Annotated in this window: 13 protein-coding genes and 1 pseudogene; 7 read left to right on the top strand and 7 right to left on the bottom strand. The window is 65.9% G+C overall.

Annotated features, from left to right (window positions below):
* Nucleotides 1-113 precede the first annotated feature (113 nt).
* Both ROZ37_RS03995 and ROZ37_RS03990 read right to left on the bottom strand, forming a co-directional pair.
* Nucleotides 114-683: a mechanosensitive ion channel family protein gene (locus tag ROZ37_RS03995; protein ID WP_312657701.1), complete on the bottom strand. Its 570-nt coding sequence runs from the start codon at nucleotides 681-683 to the stop codon at nucleotides 114-116.
* A gap of 270 nt (nucleotides 684-953) precedes the next feature.
* Nucleotides 954-2,588 (bottom strand): annotated as a pseudogene (locus tag ROZ37_RS03990) (methyl-accepting chemotaxis protein).
* Between the two features lie 563 nt (nucleotides 2,589-3,151).
* Between ROZ37_RS03990 and ROZ37_RS03985 the strand changes: the two are divergent.
* The 3 genes from ROZ37_RS03985 (at nucleotide 3,152) to ROZ37_RS03975 (ending at nucleotide 6,567) form a co-directional block, all read left to right on the top strand.
* Nucleotides 3,152-4,345, top strand: a complete 1,194-nt coding sequence (locus ROZ37_RS03985; RefSeq protein ID WP_312657699.1) for a hypothetical protein — start codon at nucleotides 3,152-3,154, stop codon at nucleotides 4,343-4,345.
* A 670-nt stretch (nucleotides 4,346-5,015) separates the two neighbouring features.
* Complete coding sequence (locus ROZ37_RS03980; protein ID WP_312657697.1) at nucleotides 5,016-5,888, top strand: hypothetical protein; 873 nt, start codon at nucleotides 5,016-5,018, stop codon at nucleotides 5,886-5,888.
* Between the two features lie 10 nt (nucleotides 5,889-5,898).
* Nucleotides 5,899-6,567 (top strand): hypothetical protein, encoded by a 669-nt coding sequence (locus ROZ37_RS03975; protein ID WP_312657696.1) that lies wholly within the window; start codon nucleotides 5,899-5,901, stop codon nucleotides 6,565-6,567.
* A gap of 118 nt (nucleotides 6,568-6,685) precedes the next feature.
* Here the strand turns inward: ROZ37_RS03975 and ROZ37_RS03970 are convergent, their stop codons facing one another.
* From ROZ37_RS03970 to ROZ37_RS03960, 3 genes are all read right to left on the bottom strand, one after another.
* Nucleotides 6,686-7,963, bottom strand: a complete 1,278-nt coding sequence (locus ROZ37_RS03970; protein ID WP_312657695.1) for a nucleotidyltransferase family protein — start codon at nucleotides 7,961-7,963, stop codon at nucleotides 6,686-6,688.
* The gene (locus ROZ37_RS03965) at nucleotides 7,960-8,898 is read right to left on the bottom strand and encodes a hypothetical protein (protein WP_312657694.1); all 939 of its coding nucleotides are present in this window, start codon (nucleotides 8,896-8,898) and stop codon (nucleotides 7,960-7,962) included. Before ROZ37_RS03965 ends, ROZ37_RS03970 begins: the two co-directional genes overlap by 4 nt.
* A gap of 516 nt (nucleotides 8,899-9,414) precedes the next feature.
* Nucleotides 9,415-9,708 (bottom strand): PqqD family protein, encoded by a 294-nt coding sequence (locus tag ROZ37_RS03960; protein WP_312657693.1) that lies wholly within the window; start codon nucleotides 9,706-9,708, stop codon nucleotides 9,415-9,417.
* 338 nt (nucleotides 9,709-10,046) lie between these two features.
* Between ROZ37_RS03960 and ROZ37_RS03955 the strand changes: the two genes are divergently transcribed.
* The 4 genes from ROZ37_RS03955 to fdhD are packed head-to-tail and all read left to right on the top strand — an operon-like array spanning nucleotide 10,047 to nucleotide 15,132.
* A complete protein-coding gene (locus ROZ37_RS03955) occupies nucleotides 10,047-12,674 on the top strand; it encodes a molybdopterin-dependent oxidoreductase (protein ID WP_312657691.1) in 2,628 nt (875 codons plus the stop codon).
* Nucleotides 12,674-13,288: a 4Fe-4S dicluster domain-containing protein gene (locus ROZ37_RS03950; RefSeq protein WP_312657689.1), complete on the top strand. Its 615-nt coding sequence runs from the start codon at nucleotides 12,674-12,676 to the stop codon at nucleotides 13,286-13,288. Before ROZ37_RS03955 ends, ROZ37_RS03950 begins: the two co-directional genes overlap by 1 nt.
* Before the next feature lie 22 nt (nucleotides 13,289-13,310).
* Entirely contained in the window at nucleotides 13,311-14,213 is a 903-nt protein-coding gene (locus ROZ37_RS03945; protein ID WP_312657688.1) for a DmsC/YnfH family molybdoenzyme membrane anchor subunit, read from the top strand.
* Nucleotides 14,214-14,235: 22 nt separating this feature from the next.
* Nucleotides 14,236-15,132, top strand: a complete 897-nt coding sequence (gene fdhD, locus ROZ37_RS03940; RefSeq protein ID WP_312657687.1) for a formate dehydrogenase accessory sulfurtransferase FdhD — start codon at nucleotides 14,236-14,238, stop codon at nucleotides 15,130-15,132.
* A 30-nt stretch (nucleotides 15,133-15,162) separates the two neighbouring features.
* Here fdhD and ROZ37_RS03935 read toward each other — a convergent pair whose 3' ends face one another.
* Together ROZ37_RS03935 and ROZ37_RS03930 are read right to left on the bottom strand one after the other, a co-directional pair.
* Nucleotides 15,163-15,714: a hypothetical protein gene (locus ROZ37_RS03935; protein ID WP_312657686.1), complete on the bottom strand. Its 552-nt coding sequence runs from the start codon at nucleotides 15,712-15,714 to the stop codon at nucleotides 15,163-15,165.
* 218 nt (nucleotides 15,715-15,932) lie between these two features.
* The gene (locus ROZ37_RS03930; protein WP_312657685.1) at nucleotides 15,933-17,948 is read right to left on the bottom strand and encodes a 3-hydroxyacyl-CoA dehydrogenase NAD-binding domain-containing protein; all 2,016 of its coding nucleotides are present in this window, start codon (nucleotides 17,946-17,948) and stop codon (nucleotides 15,933-15,935) included.
* Between the last annotated feature and the right edge of the window lie 62 nt (nucleotides 17,949-18,010).

The following is an 18,010-nucleotide window of genomic DNA, read 5'->3' as shown; positions in this document are numbered from 1 at the left end:
TCTTCGCGAGCTCCGCCGCGTGCTCGAATGGGCTTGCCTCCGTTTCGAAAATAGAGGCTACGTTTGCCCGGGCGGCAGCAGAGCTGCGGACGTCGGGTCCGGCATCAGTCGCTCTATTTGGCGCCGTGCTCCGGCTCCAATTCCTTCGAGCAGCGGATGATGCGCTGGAAAAACAGGCTGTTCGGGACTCGCAGGATTGCGCCGCGGTGCTCTGCGGAGGTCTCCTGCAGCGTCGTGTAGATCAGGTTGATATCGATCACGTTGCCCTTGAGCCCCGGCTTCTCGCCGTTTTCGAGCACCTCGACGTGGTCGTGCAGGCGAAACGGTCGGACAATGAGGATCAGAAGCGTGCAGAAGATGTTCGACAGCACGCTCCAGGCAGCGAAGAACGCGACCGCGCCGACTGCGGCGAACCCGGTGAGCGCCGTCCACAGCACGGTGGCAGAGACCCCGAAGCGGTCGAGGATCATCAGCAGCGCGCCGGAGTAGATGAGGAAGGAGCTTATCCGGCGGGCGCCGAGGACCATTTCCGGCGGCAGGGCGTAACGCGCACCGAGCCGTCGGATCAGGCGCGACAGCAACATGCGCAGTACCCATGCGCCGACGAGGATCGTGACAACCTGCAGGCCGAGCGAGCTCACTTCGAGCCACGGGAAGATCCATTCGGGAAGTATCTGTCTCATCTCATCCGCTTCGGAAGTGACGGCGGGGCGGACGCCGTGCCAGCCGCGAATTGTAGTCGACGCGTTCCGGATCGAGCCGGCGGCTGGCGCTGCGCCGGAAACGCGGGACGCGTAGCGCGTGCGGCGCTATCGACTCACGAGCGGGCGAGGCGGCGATTCCCCCGCCATATGGTCAGCGGCCGGACCTCCGCGCCGAAGCCGCCCGCGGTGCCGACGTGACACCCGGCGAGGGGCGCCGTCATGCCATTGGTGTCCCGCGGGGCCGGCCGATCAGATTCTGAACTTGCCGATTTCGCCGTTGAGAGTGCGGGCGAGGGCGTCCATATCGTTCGACGCCGCGGAAACCTGCCCGGCGGCGACGCTGCCCTCCTGCGCCATGATCGCGATGGTTTCGATATTCCGGGCGATTTCGGCGCTCGCCGCGCTTTGCTCGGCCAGCGCGGACGAGATTTCGCCGATCTCCGCGCTGGTCTGCTCGACGCGGCCGGCGATGCTCTGGATCGCAGCATCCGCCTCCGCGGACAAGGTCACGCCGCTGCGCACACGTTCGAGGTCGCCGTCCATGCTTTCGGCGGCGCGGCGTGTCCCGGCCTGGATGCGCTGCACCATGTCGGCGATCTCCTGCGTCGAACCCGCTGTCCGCTCGGCGAGCTTGCGGACTTCATCCGCCACCACTGCGAAACCCCGCCCCTGCTCTCAGGCGCGCGCCGCCTCGATCGCCGCATTGAGCGCCAGCAGATTGGTCTGCTCGGCGATTTCCCTGATCACCTGGACGATGGCGGAGATGCTTGCCGATTCGGATTCGAGCGTGCCGATGACGATCGAGGTGTCGGAGACCGAAGTTTCGATGCGCTCGACTTCCTGGACCGACCGGCTGATGACGACGCGCCCGTCGCTCGCCTCCTTGCGGGCTGCCGACGAGATCTGCTGGGCTTCGTGCGCGCTCTCGTTGATGTGGTTGATGCTCACGGTCATCTCTTCGACCGACGCCGCGATCGCCGAGGCGGCGTCGTTCTGCTGCGCGGCGCGCTGCGAACTGTCGCGCGACAACTCGGCCATCGTTCCCGCGGCCGTCATCAGGTCGCGACTGCTGCGCGAGACGTTCTCGACGATGCGCCGCAGGTTTGCCTGCATGTCGCGCATGGCGTGCAGGACGCTGCCGGCACGGTCGCTGCCGCGTATTTCAGTCAGGAGATCGCCCCCGGCGATCCGGTGCGCGATCTCGACGACATCCGCGGGTTCGGCGCCCAGCGTGCCGAGAAGATTTCGCACGATGAAGAAACCGAGCGCGGCCAGCAGCGCGACGCCGACGGCCAGTACGGCGACCAGCAGTGCCGCTGCGGTGCGGGCGCTGGTATCGGCGGCCCCGTAAGAATCCGCCGCCTGCGTCTTGTTGAGTTCGAAGAGCTTGTCCGCGGCCTTTTCGAACCCGGTGAAGCGCTGTACGCCTTCGCCGTTCATCAGGTTCGCGGCCTCCGCGTCCTGTCCGACCTCGGACATCGCGATGACTTTCGCGACGACGGCGAGATAGGCTTTCCAGTTGGTGTCGAGCTCGCCCAATGAAGCCTTCTCATCGTCGCTCGTGTCCGAGTTGCGAAAGAAATCGACGCTTTTGCCGACCTGCGCTTCGTCAGTCTTCATCTGTGTGACGAGCCGCTCCATCGTCGCGTCGTCGGGCGCGATGATGTGCTGCAGCGTATTGACCCGGTGCGCTTGCGCGTGGATGTTCACCTCAGCCAGTTCGGTGACCGGCGTGAAGTTCGAGTCGTACAGGTCGGTGAGCGAATCGTGAATACGGTCGATCGCAACATACCCGGTTGCCCCGACGACCGCGCCGAGCAATACGGCAAGGGAAAACGCCAGGATCAGGCGGGTGGAAAAACCGATCGACGATTTGTGCTGCATCGCTATTCTCGAAATGTGGCTGCGCCCCGAAAGGCATGAGTTATGGGTCGACTGGGGTTCGAGGGGAGGACCATCGCTTGACTCGCAGCAAATCCCGGTTGGACACGACAAAGTCGTGTTGCCGGCGGCGGACGAGGGCGCGCAGGAGCTGCGGTCAAGATCAATAACGGCGGCCGTGCGGCTTACTTGAAGCGGTGACGAAGCGGCTCGCTTAGCGCTAATCCGAAGAGCCGGCACGCGCAGCGCCATGGCAGTTGATGCGCGCGGAAACTGCACATGGCGAACCGCGTTGTCGGAAGCGGCGAAGAGGGCGAGAGACCGCTATATCGCAAGAGGCAGATTCACTTCTTGCGTTTGCCGGTGATCGGGCACCGCCATCAGGCGAGCCTCCGGAACAATCGGCCCGAGCGTGGCCACGCGTAACCTCGCGCACCCGCGTTTCATCTAATCGGCAGCGTCCCGGGTTTGCAGGAAGCGTCCCGTGAAGCGCCGACGAGCCGTTCCCGGCGCAGGCGTGGCGCTGCCGCCCGATGATGCCGACCAATTCCCAAAGGAGAAGGATCATGCCGCTACGTCCCACCATGTCACGGTCCAAAAAGCGTCCCGTATGGCTCGGTGCGCTCTCGACGCTCGCATTGGCGGCCGGCTTGCCGGCGGCAGCGGCGGCTCCGGACGCGACGGCGCGCAGTCCGCACTCCGGACAGTCGATCTTCCGTTTCGACACCTTCGGCGACGAGGCGCAGTGGACGGACAAGCTGCGCCTGCACGAAGTCATTCAGGCGGCGGTCAGCCCGCGCGTCGCGTTGTCGGTCGGACTGAAGGTGGATGCCGAAGCGCTGCCGCCCAATTTTCTTGCGCGGCACGACCTCGACAGTCCGGCGACGACGCTCGAACTGCTCCGTCGCAACGCGGTCGTCGGGCTCGTCGGCAAGGTCAAGGACGGCCGCCTGGTTTCGGTCGGGACGACGTGCGCAATATGCCATTCGACCGTCGACAACTCGGTCGCGCCGGGCGTGGGCAAGCGGCTCGACGGCTGGCCGAATCTCGACCTCAATCCCGGCGCGATTATCGCGCTCTCGCCGGCGCTGACCGACGAGCAGAAGGCGGTGTACGGCTCGTGGGGTCCGGGCCGCTACGATCCGCGCTTCAACATCGACGGCATCAACGGCCCGGTCGTCATCCCACCGGCTTACGGACTGTCGGGCGTGCCGTTCGAGACCTTCACCGGCGACGGCCCGATTTCCTACTGGAACAACTACGTCGCGGTGACGCAGATGGGTGGGCATGGCAGTTTTTCCGATCCGCGGCTGGGCATCGACATCGTGCAGGAGCCCGACCTCGTCACGCCGAAGCTGCCAGCGCTGCTCGCGTACCAGTTGAGTCTGCCGAAACCGCAGCCGCCGACGGCATCGGTGAACGAGGCCGCGGCGCGACGCGGCGAGACGCTTTTCAATGGCGCCGCGGGCTGCGGCGGTTGCCATATCGCGCCGACCTACACCGACGTGCACACCGGCGGCAACGCGCCGCTGCTGCACGACGCGGCCGAGACGGGGATGGACCCGGCGTACGCGCGGCGCACCGCTACACAGAAGTACCGGACGACGCCATTGCGCGCGCTGTGGCAGCATCCGCCGTATTTTCACGACGGAAGTGCGGCGACGCTGCTCGACGTCGTGAATCATTACGACCGCCACTTCGAACTGCGCCTGACGCCGGCCGACAAGTTCGATCTCGTGGAGTTTCTCAAGTCGCTGTAGCCGTGACTCCGGCGCGTGGCGGTCCGCCGCGGGCCGCTCTCCGCGGGCTCTGCCTTCGCGGCGGCGTCTGTGCAGATCCGTCGGCGCCGACTGTCTGTGCAAATCGATGGATAGTCGTAAGGTCGACGGATAGCGGGGAGGGCGGGGCGCCCTTCGCCCCCGCCGCTGGACGTCGCCGAGGAGGTGCTGGCGGCCGAGGAGGGCGACGTGCCCGCCGATCTGGCTTACAATGCCGGTCGAACTCCTTTTCCCCATCGCCGACGCACAATGACCGCTGCTGCCCATTCCGACGTTTCGCCCGCGCTCCGCGCAGGTGCCGTCGCGCGCGCGGTCCGTGTCGCAGATCTCGTTCGCCGGTCGCGCGCCGACCTGGCATTCAAAGTCACAGGGTCTCCCGCCGTGCTTTCTCAAGCCGTGCGGGAACAGACACCGGGCTAAGCCGCCCACCTTCCCGCACGGCACCTTGCCCAAGGCGTTCGCGCCTTGTTCAACGTGCAGCCGGGGTAGGCCTTCCCATCCGTAGTACCCCTTTCCGAGCCTTTGGCGCTCGGCCGAGCGCTCGGCCAAGCCGCGGGATGCGGCCAGGAAAGACGGATCGCCATCCACCCCTGCTGCGATTTTCCGCTGCCGCGAATGCCGCGCAGCGACAAGATTGCAAAGGGGGCAAGTGATGGATTTCACGAAAAAATTTGTCAAGGCCAAGCGGCCGTGCGCGGACGGGTTCCGCTGGTTCATCCGGCATTACGAAGACGGCGGCGACTACCAGGAGCTGCTCGATGCGCTGGTCGCCGATGGGCGCGTCAATGACGCCTGCTGGCTGCTCGACCAGTTCGGGCCGACCGACGGGCTGCGCGTCGTCGACGCCGTCGATGCCGACGCGCTCGTCTTTGCCGGCACGCTCGAAGTTCGCGGCAACATCGACACCGCGGGGCTCGTCCGCGCGGGTCGCTCGATCCACGCCGAAGGCGGAATTCGAGCCGGCGGCTCGCTGATCGCGGGCGAAGACCTGCGCGTGGGCGGCAGCGTGCGGGTCGAAGGCGATGTCGATGTCGGCGGCGACATCCGGGTCGGCTGGGGCATCGAAGTGTTTGGCGGCCTGCGCGGACGCGGCGATCTGCGCGCGGGTTGGGATGTGCAGATCAGCGGTCCGTTCGACCTCGCCGGCAACGGCTTCGTCGGGCTCGATCTCAATGTCGGCGGCGTGATGCGCTGCGGCAAGGGGCTCCACGTGCACGGCACGATCGAGGCCGAGGACGACGTGCGCGCCCATCACGGAATCGTCGCCGGGCACGAGATCCGTACGGCAAACCACATCGAGGCCGGATGGGGCATCAAGGCCGGCGGCGCGATCGTCGCCGGCGGCGCCGTGCGTGCCGGCGAAAGCCTCGAGGCGCAGGAAGAGATCCAGGCCGGGGACGGATACGGGGTCTTCGCCGGACTCGCGGTGCCGGTCGAGGCCTGGGATGCGAGCGCACGGGTCGTCGCCCGCGCGCGGCCTCGTGGGTTGATGAGCGGCTGGTGGGACGGCCGCGAGCTGCGCTGAGGAGACGGCCGTGCATGCATTCGCCCTTCCCGCGTTCCCGCAGGGTGTGTTTCTGCGCGCCGCAACGAGTGTCCTCGCGCGGCTGCGGCCTTGGTTGGAGCTGCGCGTCGACGTTCAGCAGCGACCGGACGACATCGAGACCGAGCTCGAATCGCTGTACGAGCGTCTGTGCACGCTCGACGACCCGCTCTATCGCAGTCGCATCCTCGGTGCGCTGCCGTCGGGCTTCGTCTTCCGCCATCGCGAGGCCGACGGCGAGCACTACATCTACGTCGAGGACCGCGTCCGCCGCCGGCTCGCCGGTTACACGGTCTTCAACCGGCTGATCGAAGTCAATCGTCGCGTGGACCGCTACGTGCGCGCGCCGCATTCGAAGTACGCGCCCGAGTACCAGCGGCAGGGACTCGCGACGGCGGTCTATGAGTTCGGTCTTGACGCCGGCTTCTGCCTGATCAGCGGTGCGCGCCAGTCGCCCGGCGCGCACGCGCTGTGGCACGCGCTCGCCCGCCGGCACGTTCTCGGCTTCGTCAGCTTGCGCGAGAAAAAGCTGCACTACCTTGGCGCCGAAGTGGCCGATCGGGATCGCGACGAACTCGAGACCCGCATGATCCTGCTCGGCAAGGGCTGGACGCTGGAACGCTTGCGGAGGATCGCGGGGGCGGAGCTGGCGCGGAGATAGCGGAAGGCGGCACTTTTTTGGAAGCGGCCGGCCGGTTCGCGAACGAGGTTGGGGTGCACGATTCCTGATGGCGCTGCCGGTTGCGGCGGCTGCCACGTCGCGCCCGGCTGACCGTGCGTCAGGCGAGCCAGTGATCCAGCCCGGCGATTCGTCGCACGGCAGCGCGCGCCTCCATGTCTCGCAGACACAGACGAATCACCGATCTCCCATATCGGCGGGCGAGATGGACGACTCTCTTGAATGCCAATAAGGGCAGAGCGCCGCTGCCGTATTCATCGCGCAGTGCAGCGTTCGAGAACGACTTTGCGACCTGCTGCAAATTCGCCCACGACAAGCCCTGAGTGCCAAAAGCCGCGAGCGTGCTCGATATCGCGATCGCGGGCTGGCGCAGAAAGACCCGATTGATGCCTTCCCGCACCAGTTCAGGCGGAAAATCGGCCGGACGCAAATTGGCGGTAAATCCTTCCGGAACCTTTGCGCCGCAAACCAGCCGCGCCAGCTCCAGCGACAAATAAACGTAGGGCGCGGCCCCGCAGCGCTCGGCCCGTCGAGCGAGTTCATTCCAGTCGAGGTCCACACGCATCCGATGGACGACGGTCGCGACGTCGCAGGTTTGCCGCAAGCCGGGCCCCGTAAGTTTGTCCAGATAGCAGCTGTGCACGGCCAAATGGAGCAGTAGGTCAATAGCGTCCAGCGCGAGCGCCGGCCCGCCCTCCGTCTGGATCGGGACCGCGCGGGTCCAGAGCGCGTCGTCGTCAAAGCGCACTTTGTCGTTTTCGCGTGTCAGTCGAAAGTGAACTTCCACCGCGTGGGTGTGTTCCCGATGTGCGAACGGGTTCAAATGAAAATGCTCGCTCCTCCACACGCCGGGAGTCTGCGTCCCGTCGATGTATCGATATCCCAGTCGCCACATCATGCGTTCGGCGGCATCCAGATCATCGCGACGCACCAGAATGTCGATGTCCGACATCGGTCGGAGGCCCAAGTCGTCATACGCGTACTTCGCCAGATAAGCTCCCTTGAGCACAATGATCTTCAGGCCGCAGCGCGTTGCTTCCCGCACGAGCTGCGCGAGCTGATCGTAAAGAGCGGTATTGATTCGCACCGTGTCGATGTAAGTGCGATAGAGCGTGCGTTCGAGGAGATGGGAACTCCCGGATCCCGAGGGATCGTGAGCGGCGACGGGGTGGGCAACGGCAGCGCGATGCAGTCCCCGATACGCCATCGGACCGACTTCAAGCAGAGCGACCCGGGAATGCACGTCACGCCAGTGCGCGGCTGTCCCTGGCAGACGTATTTCTTCGCCCGTCGTGTCAGTCCTCGTGCACGCGGTCGCGATCGTGGCCTGGATGAACCGGTCCACGGGTTGCAGATCGGCGAACGCGAGGTCGTTCATCGCTCCACCGTGGCGAGAATTTCGGCGAGATCTCGTGCGAAGTCGCCGATTTGGAGGCGGTAAAAGGACGCCTTGCCAAATACGCTCTCGAAAAACCGCAGATCCGGGTCCTGGGCGAGCAGGTTGGAATGCCGCGCGATTTCCATGATCCCCCGAGAAAGGGAAAGACGGCTCAGCGATTCACGTCCCGACGGGCCACCTTTCGACAGAAAGAACACGTGGATGGCGGCGTGCGTTAAAGGTGGGGAGGCGGATTGGAACCGGTTCGGAGGGAGCACGACGTAGCGGCTGATCAAATCGGCGTCGGCGCTCAGGTCGACGCCGATACTGCCGAGCTGCGATAACGCCGTCCCTCGAATTCGCGGGCATCTCGGGCACAGAATCAATCGATCTTCGACCACGTCGAACAATACGACGTCGTCGGTCGCGATCAGGAAGCCGTGATGGGCCAATCCGAGGCTGAGGGTGGTCTTTCCGAACCCTGACGGGGCAACCAGAAAAACGAGCGACTCTCCTCGGACGATGCATGCAGCATGAATCCAGAACTTGTCCGAAGAGCGTGTCACCGCGTAGTCCAGCGTGATTTCCTCCGAGCGGGTCAGATAGGCCAGATCGTCGCCGCCATTGGCCGGGAGGCGGTAATGGAAGTTCAGTTTGCAGCCGTCGCGCGTCACGGTTATCGCTTCGGAACCGTCCTGCAACAACACTTCACGACTGTTACGTCGAGATGCACGTTTCTGCGGCTCTCCCCCGACGTCGTCGTCGCCCTTGATCGCGGGAGTCTCGGCGAGTTGGAATGGGCCGAGAACTTTCCGAAACCAATCGTCGGCGTATTGCAATTGCGCCGGATTTGCTCCGGAGAAGTGAAGGCTGACGTCGAAATCGACCAGTCGGTATCGCGCGGGGCTAGTCAGGACAAAGTCGCAGGCACTCATTGACTTTTCCATCGGCGCTTCGTGGCCTGGCGGCGGTGGAGGGGTGCCGCCAGCTCGGGGCGACGCGTGTATCCGGGTAGCGAAGATTCCCCTGGAAGCTGCTCGGAATCGACGAATCTCGAGGAGATCATCCTTGAGGCATCGAGCGTCGTCTTGTCATCGGATCGACGTTCGTTCAGGTCGCGTCGCTCGATCCGATGCGGTCGGACGGTGGACGTCGCGCGGGCGAGGGGGCCAGGCCCTTTCAAGCCGCACTTGCGTACGGGGCCGTCATTATTGATTCGAACTACCGCCGGGTAGACCGGCTGACCGCGATGACCGGCATTCGACCGCGACCGGTGCTCGGAGCCGCAAAGGCATCTATGACGCTCATTCCCAGGTACACGCCCGCACTGCGTTCAAGCGCCTTCGCGATAAAGTCGCGTCTCGGTGCCGAAGTCAGGTGCTTTGCCTCGGAGACGGTTCCGTCCTCGAAACCATCGGTGCGATTCGAGTTGTCATCGTTCCGAGTCACCGTCACACCTCCATGGCAGGAAGGAAAGCGCCGACTTGCAGCAAGTCCAGATCGACTAGCTGAGCGGTCATTCGCTCGATGTCCGTGCTGATCGTTTCGATGGTCTGGTCCGGATAAAGCTCGCACATCGTGCGGACGATGGCTGATTGCGTCCTCACGCCGTCGCAGAGCTCCCAGTAGATGCCGGCAGGCGGTGTGAGCACGACGGTGCTCGCCGTGTCCGCGTCGAACAATATCCACGACCCGTCGGGCAACACTGTCGGAGAGTAATTCCGGTTCTTCGCGATGGAACGCATATCGACCCACCTCGTTGAGCTTTTGCGGAGTTCCGACAGAGATGCTCGAATCCTAGACCACGAAGTCGGCAACAGGTAGCTCAGGAGTCTTGCCGCGCCGCGTTCGGCAGCAGTGTTCCCTTCGCCGACGCCACGCAAAACAATGTGTCGAGCCGTCTTTGCCGGTTCGAGTCGTCATTTTCGAGTTCGTAAATCTTTGAAAATGCCCTCAGGCGAGGTGAAGCGCCCGCTCCCTGCACTCCGCGGATACGCCCTGCACTGGGCGGATAGCGAACGCGCGCTGCGCCGCTTACCTTGATCGCGAAGACCGGATGGTCTGGCCGACAAGGAGCGCGACAATGAGCGGTAACCCGCCACTACAGAATTCATTGAAGCCGGGAAAGTGGGTCAACTCGACCTGCAAGATGTGCCTGCATTCCTGTTCGATCCGCGTGCATGTCACGGATGGCGGCGTGGTCAACAAGATCGAAGGCAATCCGACCAATCCGTCGAACGCCGGCAAGCTGTGCCCGAAGGGAAATGCGGGCATCATGCGTCACTACGACCCGCAGCGCTTCAAGCAGCCGCTGCGCCGCACGAATCCCGAGAAGGGGCCGGGGATCGACCCCGGCTGGGAGCCGATCGGCTGGGACGAGGCGCTCGACATCACCGCGCGCGAGATCAAGCGCTCGCTCGACAAGGATCCGCGGCTGATCATGCCGTCGCTGGAAGACTTCCAGAAGATGCACATCTGGTTCTGGCCGCTGGCGATCGGCAACCACAACTTCTACCAGTCGGGCGGCACGATGTGCGGCGGCGCGTATCACCCGCTGAACGGCTACATCCACTCCGCGTTCGGCGCGGCGAACGACGCGAAGTACTGCAACTACTGGATCAGCAATGGCGGCGGCGACGGCTTTTCGTCGCACCTGCACGCGGCGGCCGCGGCGCACTGGGTCGCGAAGGCGCGCGTCGAGCGCGGCATGAAGGTCGTCACCGTCGAGCCGCGGATGTCGATCGCCGGCGCGAAGGCCGAGGAATGGATCCCGATCCGTCCCGCGACCGACCGCCTGTTCGCGATGAGCCTCAGTCACGTGCTCGTCAATGAAGGGCTGTGCGACTACGAGTTCCTGCGCAAGGACACGAATGCGCCGTATCTGGTCGGCCCCGACCAGTTCTTCGTGCGCGATGCCGACGGGCAGATTTTCGTCTGGGACAAGGCCGCGGGCTGCGCGAAGCGCTGGAACGATCCGACGCTGAAGAACGAGCACCTCGCGCTCGAAGGAGAATACGTCGTCAATGGCGTCAAATGCCGTCCGGCGTTCCAGGTGTACAAGGACATCCTGCGTGACGCCTCGCCCGAGGCGATGGAGAAGCACACGACGGTGCCGGCCGCGACCGTGCGCCGCATCGCGCACGAGTTCGCCGAGGCCGCACGGATCGGCGAGACGATGACGCTCGAGGACGGGCGCACGGTGCCGTTCCGCCCCGCGGCCTACAACTACTACCGCGGCGCGCAGGGCCACAAGACCGGGATGCAGACGAACCAGGCCTTCCAGCTGGTGAACATGCTCGTCGGCAACATCGACCATCCCGGCGGGCGCTGCGGCGTCACGATCACCGACGGCTGCGTCGACAACAACCACTGCCAGCCCGGCGAATGCGGCCAGATGCTCGGCGCGCCGCACCAGCTCGGCCACATGCCGCCGTTCGCGTGGCCGCCCAACGAGTATCACCTCGCCGGCTATTTCCCGGTCGGCGTCAACGGCCCGCACCTGAACATGCTGTCCTACACCGAGCCCGAGAAGTACGGCATCACGTTCAAGCCGGACGTGCTGGTGAACTGCCATTCGAACCCGGTGTGGTCGATCCAGGGGCCGCGCGAGAAGTGGATCCAGTTCCTCAAGGACATGCGCTTCATCGTCTGCGTCGACGTGATCCCGACCGAGATGACCGACTTCGCCGACATCATCCTGCCGTCGAGCGATTACCTCGAAACCTACAACGCGGTGATGATCGAGCCGCCGTATACCGAGGGCATCTGCTTCCGCCAGCCCGTGACGCCCCCGATTTACGATACCAAGAGCGAGGAGGAGATCTTCTTCGAGCTCTCCGAACGGCTCGGCGTGCTCGACCAGTACAACGAAGTCATCAACCTGATCCTCGGCTTCAACCAGAAGCCGCACCTGGCGCTCGAACCGGGCACGAAGTACTCGGACCGCGACATCGCCGAGCGCCTCGGCAAGCTGTGGAACGACAAGCCGATCGAGTGGTACATCGAGCACGGCCACTCGTCGACCGAGCGCCGGCTCGACAAGTGGTACCGGCCGTGGGAAGGGCTGCGCCTGTTGTTCTACATCGAGGACCTGCCGTTCCAGCGCGAGCAGCTGCGCAGGCAGTTCGAGGACGCGAAAGTGCCGTTCCGCGACGAATGGCCGTTCGACGACTACCAGCCGCTGCCGACGACGGTGCTCGACCCGCTGCACTACGAGCCGCCCGAGTACAACCTCTACGCGATCACCTTCAAGGACATCCAGATGAACTTCGGCGAGAGCCTGAGCAATCCCTGGATCAAGGACATCACGTATCGCGATCCGGTGCATACCGGCCTGCTGCTCAACACCGCGACCGCGCGGAAGATGGGCTTCGCGAACGGCGACATCGTTCTCGTCGAATCGCCGTACGGCAAGCTCTACGGGCGGCTGACGACCGCCGAGGGCATCCATCACGAGACGCTCGGCATCTCGAACGCGCTGTCGCGCACCCGCAACGAGAACCGCTCGGTGCTGATGTCGGGCGGCCATTACAACGACCTGCTGCCCTACGACATGAAGCACACCGACGGCGCCACCGGCCAGCCGGAGACGACCTGCAAGGTGAAGATCACGAAGCTCGCCGACTGGCCCGATTTCCTGAAGCAGGGCTCGACGGTGTACGACTTCGTCGATGCGATCGAGAAGGCGGAAGGAAAGGGGGGGATGCACTGATGGCCAAGATGGGCATGGTCTTCGACCTCAAGGCGTGCATCGGCTGCAACGCGTGCGTGGTCGCGTGCAAGCAGGAGAACTCGCTCCCCGACGGCGTGTTCTTCACGCGCACGCTGAGCCACGACTACGGCGAGTACCCGAACAACAAGCGGGTGTATATCCCGACGATCTGCAACCAGTGCGAGGACGCGCCGTGCGAAACGGTCTGCCCGAGCGGCGCGACCTACACGCGCGAGGACGGCATCGTCATGATCAACAGCCAGAAGTGCATCGGCTGCAGCAGCTGTGCGGTCGCTTGTCCGTATGACATGCGCACAATGCTGAGCGACGAGATGTTCCAGAAGGGGCTGTTCGGTACCGGGCAGCTCACGCCGTTCGAGGAGCAGGGTTACGACCGCTACATCGCCGGCACCGCGGCGAAGTGCGATTTCTGCAGCCAGCGCGTCGACGCGGGGCTGACCCCCGCCTGCGTCTCGACCTGCCCGACGAACGCGCGGATCTTCGGCGACCTCGACGACCCGGACAGCGCGCCGAGCCAGGCGATCGAGAAGCGCGGCGGTCGCCAGCCGCTGCCGGAAAAAGGCACGAAGCCGAAGGTTTATTACATCGATTGAGACCCAACAGGTGGATACCAAGATGACGCAATCCAATGATCGCCTGGTCGGCAACTCGTTTCGCCCGGGCTACCGCTTCCAGCGCTATTGGGATACCTCGATGGCGCTCGCGTTCTTCTTCGCCGAGGTCGGCGCCGGGCTCTTCGTCGTGTCGCTGTTTCTCGACCTCGTGCCGGGGATGGTTCTCGGGCTCGCGCTCGCGGCGACCTTGAAGCCGTACTTCCACCTCGCCCACATGGGCGTGCCGAAGAAGTCCTGGCGCGCGATTGCCCGCCCCGATCGCTCGTGGGTCAGCCGCGGCGCGATCGCGGTCGGCGTGCTCGTCGCGACCGGCGCCCTCCACATCCTCGCGCAGACGGTCGGCGTCGGCCTGCCGCCCGGCGTCGCAGCGGCGATCCGCTATGCCGCGCTTGCGGCCGGGATCGTCGTGATGTGCTACCAGGGTTTCGCGATGTCGGCGTCGGAAGCGTTCGCGTTGTGGGCGTCGCCGCTGTTGCCGGTCGCGAGCTTCCTCTACGCGTCGACGGCGGGCGTGCTGCTCGCGTCGATCATCGGCGCCCTCGCGGGACACGGGCCTGCGCTTGCGCCCGGGCTGATCGCTCTGCTGCTTGTCGCCGACCTCGCCGTCGTTGCCGGCATCCTCGTCGCCGCGCGCCGCAAGTCGAAGGGCGGCGCCTTCTCGGCGGAGTTGCTGCTGAAGGGACGGTACGTGCGCGACTTCGTCGGTGGCGCGCTCGGGGTCGGCCTCGTGCTGCCGCTCGTCGCCGTCGTCGCGGGGGGCGACGGCCTCGTGCTGCGGATCGGCGCCGCGCTCGCGATGCTGATCGGCTTCTTCGCGTTCCGCCTGCTGATGTTGCGCGCCGCGGTCTACGAGCCGATCACGCACGAGCTCGCGGCGAGCATCGGCCTGCCCGCGCGTTCCTGAATCGACGATCCGGAGCGCTGCGATGATCGAACCAGCGGTATCCGCCGACTCCGCGGGCAGGACGTTTTGCGCGACGCGATTCGGCGGCGACGGCCGTTCCGGCAGTGTCGCCAACCAAGTGATCGCCGAGGAGGTGCTGACGCTCGACGTCGGGGATGTTGGCGCCTACAACCTGATGTGGACGCCGACCCGGCCGGTCGACGGGCCGGTCGGCTACACGCCCGACGACGGCATCCTCGCCGACGACGCGGCGCCCGAGCCGCTCGCGCTCGCGGCCGGCTTCCTGCTCACCGAAGGGCTCATCGACAGGCTGTCGGATATCGCCGAAATGGCGGTGTGCGCGCAGCGGCCGGACGTCGTCCGCGTGCGTCTCGCGAACCCCGGTGCGGCGCAAGTGAGGCGCCGCAACGTCGTCATGAACAGTTCCTGCGGCGTCTGCGGTGGGGGTGATCAGATCGCGGCGCAGCTCGCGTGTCGCGCCCCCGTCGGCCGCCGACTGCGCGTCGCGCCGAGCGATCTCTCACGCCTCGTTCGCACGCTGAATCAGCGCCAGTGCGTCTTCCGCAGCACCGGCGGCGCGCACGCGGCGCTCGTCTTCGGCGCCGACCTCGGCGTCCGCGCGTTCGCCGAAGACCTCGGGCGCCACAACGCGCTGGACAAGGTGATCGGAGAGCTGCTGCTGCGCGGCGAGACGTTCTCCGGCTGCGGCGTGCTGGTCTCGAGCCGGTTGAGTTACGAGATGGTCGCGAAGTCCGTGAGGGCCGGCTTCGAGCTGATCGCGGCGATCTCCGCGCCGACCTCGCTCGCGATCGACATCGCCGAACGCGCCGGCATCACACTCTGCGCCTTCGTCCGCGGCGACGGTGCGGAGGTCTATAGCCATCCGGAACGCATCCGCTCGCTGGTCGCCGTCGCCTGAACGGCGCGCGACCGGCGGCAGATCCGGGTTTCAGGCTTTCCACGCGTTGAAGCGGGCCTCGGCCTCTGCGAACAGGGACTTCACCCTCTCGACTTCCCACGGCTGCTCGACGAGAGTTTCGTGGTCCCACAAACTCCGGGGTTTCTCCGGCGCGAAAAAGTCACCCCCGTAGACATGAACCGCGCACGTCATTTTCCCGATGGGATTGAGCACGGAATGGATCGTGTCGCGACCGAGGACGGCGACGTCGCCGACACCGAGCGACTTGGCCCCTTCGGCCTCGATACTCCCGTCCGTTCGTCGCCAGAAGACGTTGTCTTCCCGGCCGCTGTAGATGCCGACCACCGAGAACATATGGTGGTTGTGCGGCATCAGGCTCATGTTCGGTGCCCAGACGAAATTGATGATCGTCAGGTCCTTCGAGCGGTAAAGCGGGGTGATTCCCGCATGGGTCGGCTCGCCGAGCTGGGCCATTGCTTGCGCGCTGTCCGATACCGCTTCGGTCACCAGCTCCCGAAGTGCGCCGCGCCCTTCGGCGACCGCCTCGATGCAGTTCTGGATGAATCGCTCCTTGTCGATCATGACTCGCTCCTGCCGCCCCCTTGCTCCCCGTTCTTCGCCTTTAGGCGCCGCAATGTCCGTCGACCGACGCTTCGGGCCAGCGGCCCGCGGCGCCCCCAGCCGCGTGCAACGTAGACAGGCCGCCCCGGGCGGCGTTTCCGGTGGGTGCCTTTGGCATTCCACCGCTGCGGGCAAACGGCGGAATGCCGGGCCGATGCAGCCGCCGCTGAGCGCCCGGATCACGGGGTCTTCGTGAAGTCCGGCAGCCGCTTCTGCTGGAACGCGGTGATGCCTTCGCGCGCGGCCGCGGTGCAGGCGCTGCGACCCCACGCGCGGTAGCCGATTTCGAGCGCGTCGGAAAAGCGCTCGGCCGCGGCGGCTTCGGTGACCGCGGCTTCGATGATGCCGATCACTTCGGCGCTCAATGGCTGGCCGTTCGCCGCCTTCGGCTCGATCGGCGTGAAGGTCGCGATGCGAACCTTGCCGTCGCGGACGCCCGCGGGTTTGTCGGCGAGCGCATGGACCTGTTCGACCGCCGCCGCGATCAGCTGCGGATAGTCGTCGACGAGACGATCCACGATTCCGAGCTCGAACGCGCGGGACGCATCCAGGTGGTCGGCCCGCCGCAGCATGTCGTGGAACACCGCCGACGCGTCCGGCCAGCGCCGGTAGGGCACGACCATCGCGCCGATACCCGGGACGATGCCGAGCGTGATCTCGGGCAACTGCAGCCGAGCCGAGCGCAGCGCGACGATGCCGCGACAGCGGGTCGCGAGTTCGAAGCCGCCGCCGATCGCGAGGCCGTTCAGTGCCGCGACGACCGGCTTTTCCATCGCATCGAGGTGCACGAGCAGCCGCGAGCAGTCGCGCGCGTATCGGGTCGAGGCTTCGGCGTCGCCGAGCATGTTCGTGAAGCGGCGGATGTCGCCGCCGGCGCAGAACGCCTTGGTGCCGTAGCCGACGAGGACGAAGCCGCGCACCGCCGGGTCGGCCTCGTGGCGACGGATCACCGCGAGGATCTCGTCGGTCATCTCGTCGTGCAGCGCGTTGAGCGCATCCGGCCGGCGCAGCGTGATGACCTTGACGCCATCGACGTCGTCGACGAGGAGGTGCCGCGAGAACGCCTGGTATTCGGCGAGCGCCCGCTTCGGCATCGGCATCCCGGGGCGCTCGGCGGCGAAACGTTCGAGGATGCGGCGCGTCTCGGGTTCGCCGAGATCGCGCATCAGCTCGAGCGGACCGTGGCGGAAACCGAGCGCGAGCTTGCAGCCGAGATCGAGGTCCGCGGGCTCGCCGATGCGACGGTCGAGGATGTCGACCGACTGCGAGAACAGCACGCCGAGCAGGCGATCGCGCACCGCATCGGCGGTTTCGGGCGTCGTCTCGACGGGCTTGCCGGGCGCGGCGGTGAGCCAGTTGTCGACCGAGCGGAAGATCGGCGCGGGGCGGTAATGCTCGCCTTCCTCGTCCGCCTGCAGCGTGTTCGTCTCGGTGATGATCGGGTTGCCGCGCGCGAGGTTCAGCACGAAGAACGGCCCGGCATGGACGAATTCGTCGGCGACGCTGTCGATCTCGCCGGCGGTCGCGCGGTCGAGCAGCAGCCCGGCGTCGTTGCACCAGTTGTCGAAGATCCGGTCGAGCATGAAGCAGACGACGTCGTCGGTCAGCAGCGGCACCTTGCCGGTGAAGGCGAAGAGCCAGCGCAGGTAGGCGAGGACATCCGCGTCGAGCTTGTCCCAGTCGATCACCTCGACCGCCGGGTTGCGCCACGCGGGTGCGAAGAAGTGCGTGATCGTCGCGCGGCCCGGGTGCGCGAGCTCGGCGAAGATCCGCTTCGCCGGTAGCGAGCTGGTGTTGGACGTGATCAGCGCCTGCGGCGAGACGATGCGTTCGACGTCGGCGAAGATGCGCCGCTTCAGCGCGAGGTTCTCGGTCGCCGCCTCGATGACCCAGTCGCAATCGACGAGCGCGCCGTAGTCGAGCGTGCCGACGATGTTCGCGGTGACGGCCGCGGCGTCGGCTTCGCTCATCTTGCCGCGTGCGACGGCCTTGCGCGCGTAGTCGGCGCAGCGCTGCAGCGCGCGGTCGAGCGCGGGCTGCGCGACGTCGACCAGCGTGAGGCGGATCTGCGGCAGCGCGCTCTTGAGGTAGTAGCCGATGTCCGGCCCGATCGTGCCGGCGCCGATGATGGCGACGTGCCGCGGCAGGGGGCGTTGCGGGCGATGCAGCAGCGGGTTTGCGGGGATTGATTGCACTGAGCGGGTCTCCTTCGATGTGGATGTCCTTCGGAAGGGACCGATCGTGCGCGCGGCCGCCT

This window comes from Aromatoleum sp. (assembly GCF_032027225.1).
Lineage (GTDB): Bacteria > Pseudomonadota > Gammaproteobacteria > Burkholderiales > Rhodocyclaceae > Aromatoleum.
Note: the sequence above shows the minus strand (reverse complement) of the source record. Positions and strands in the feature narration are given on the sequence as shown.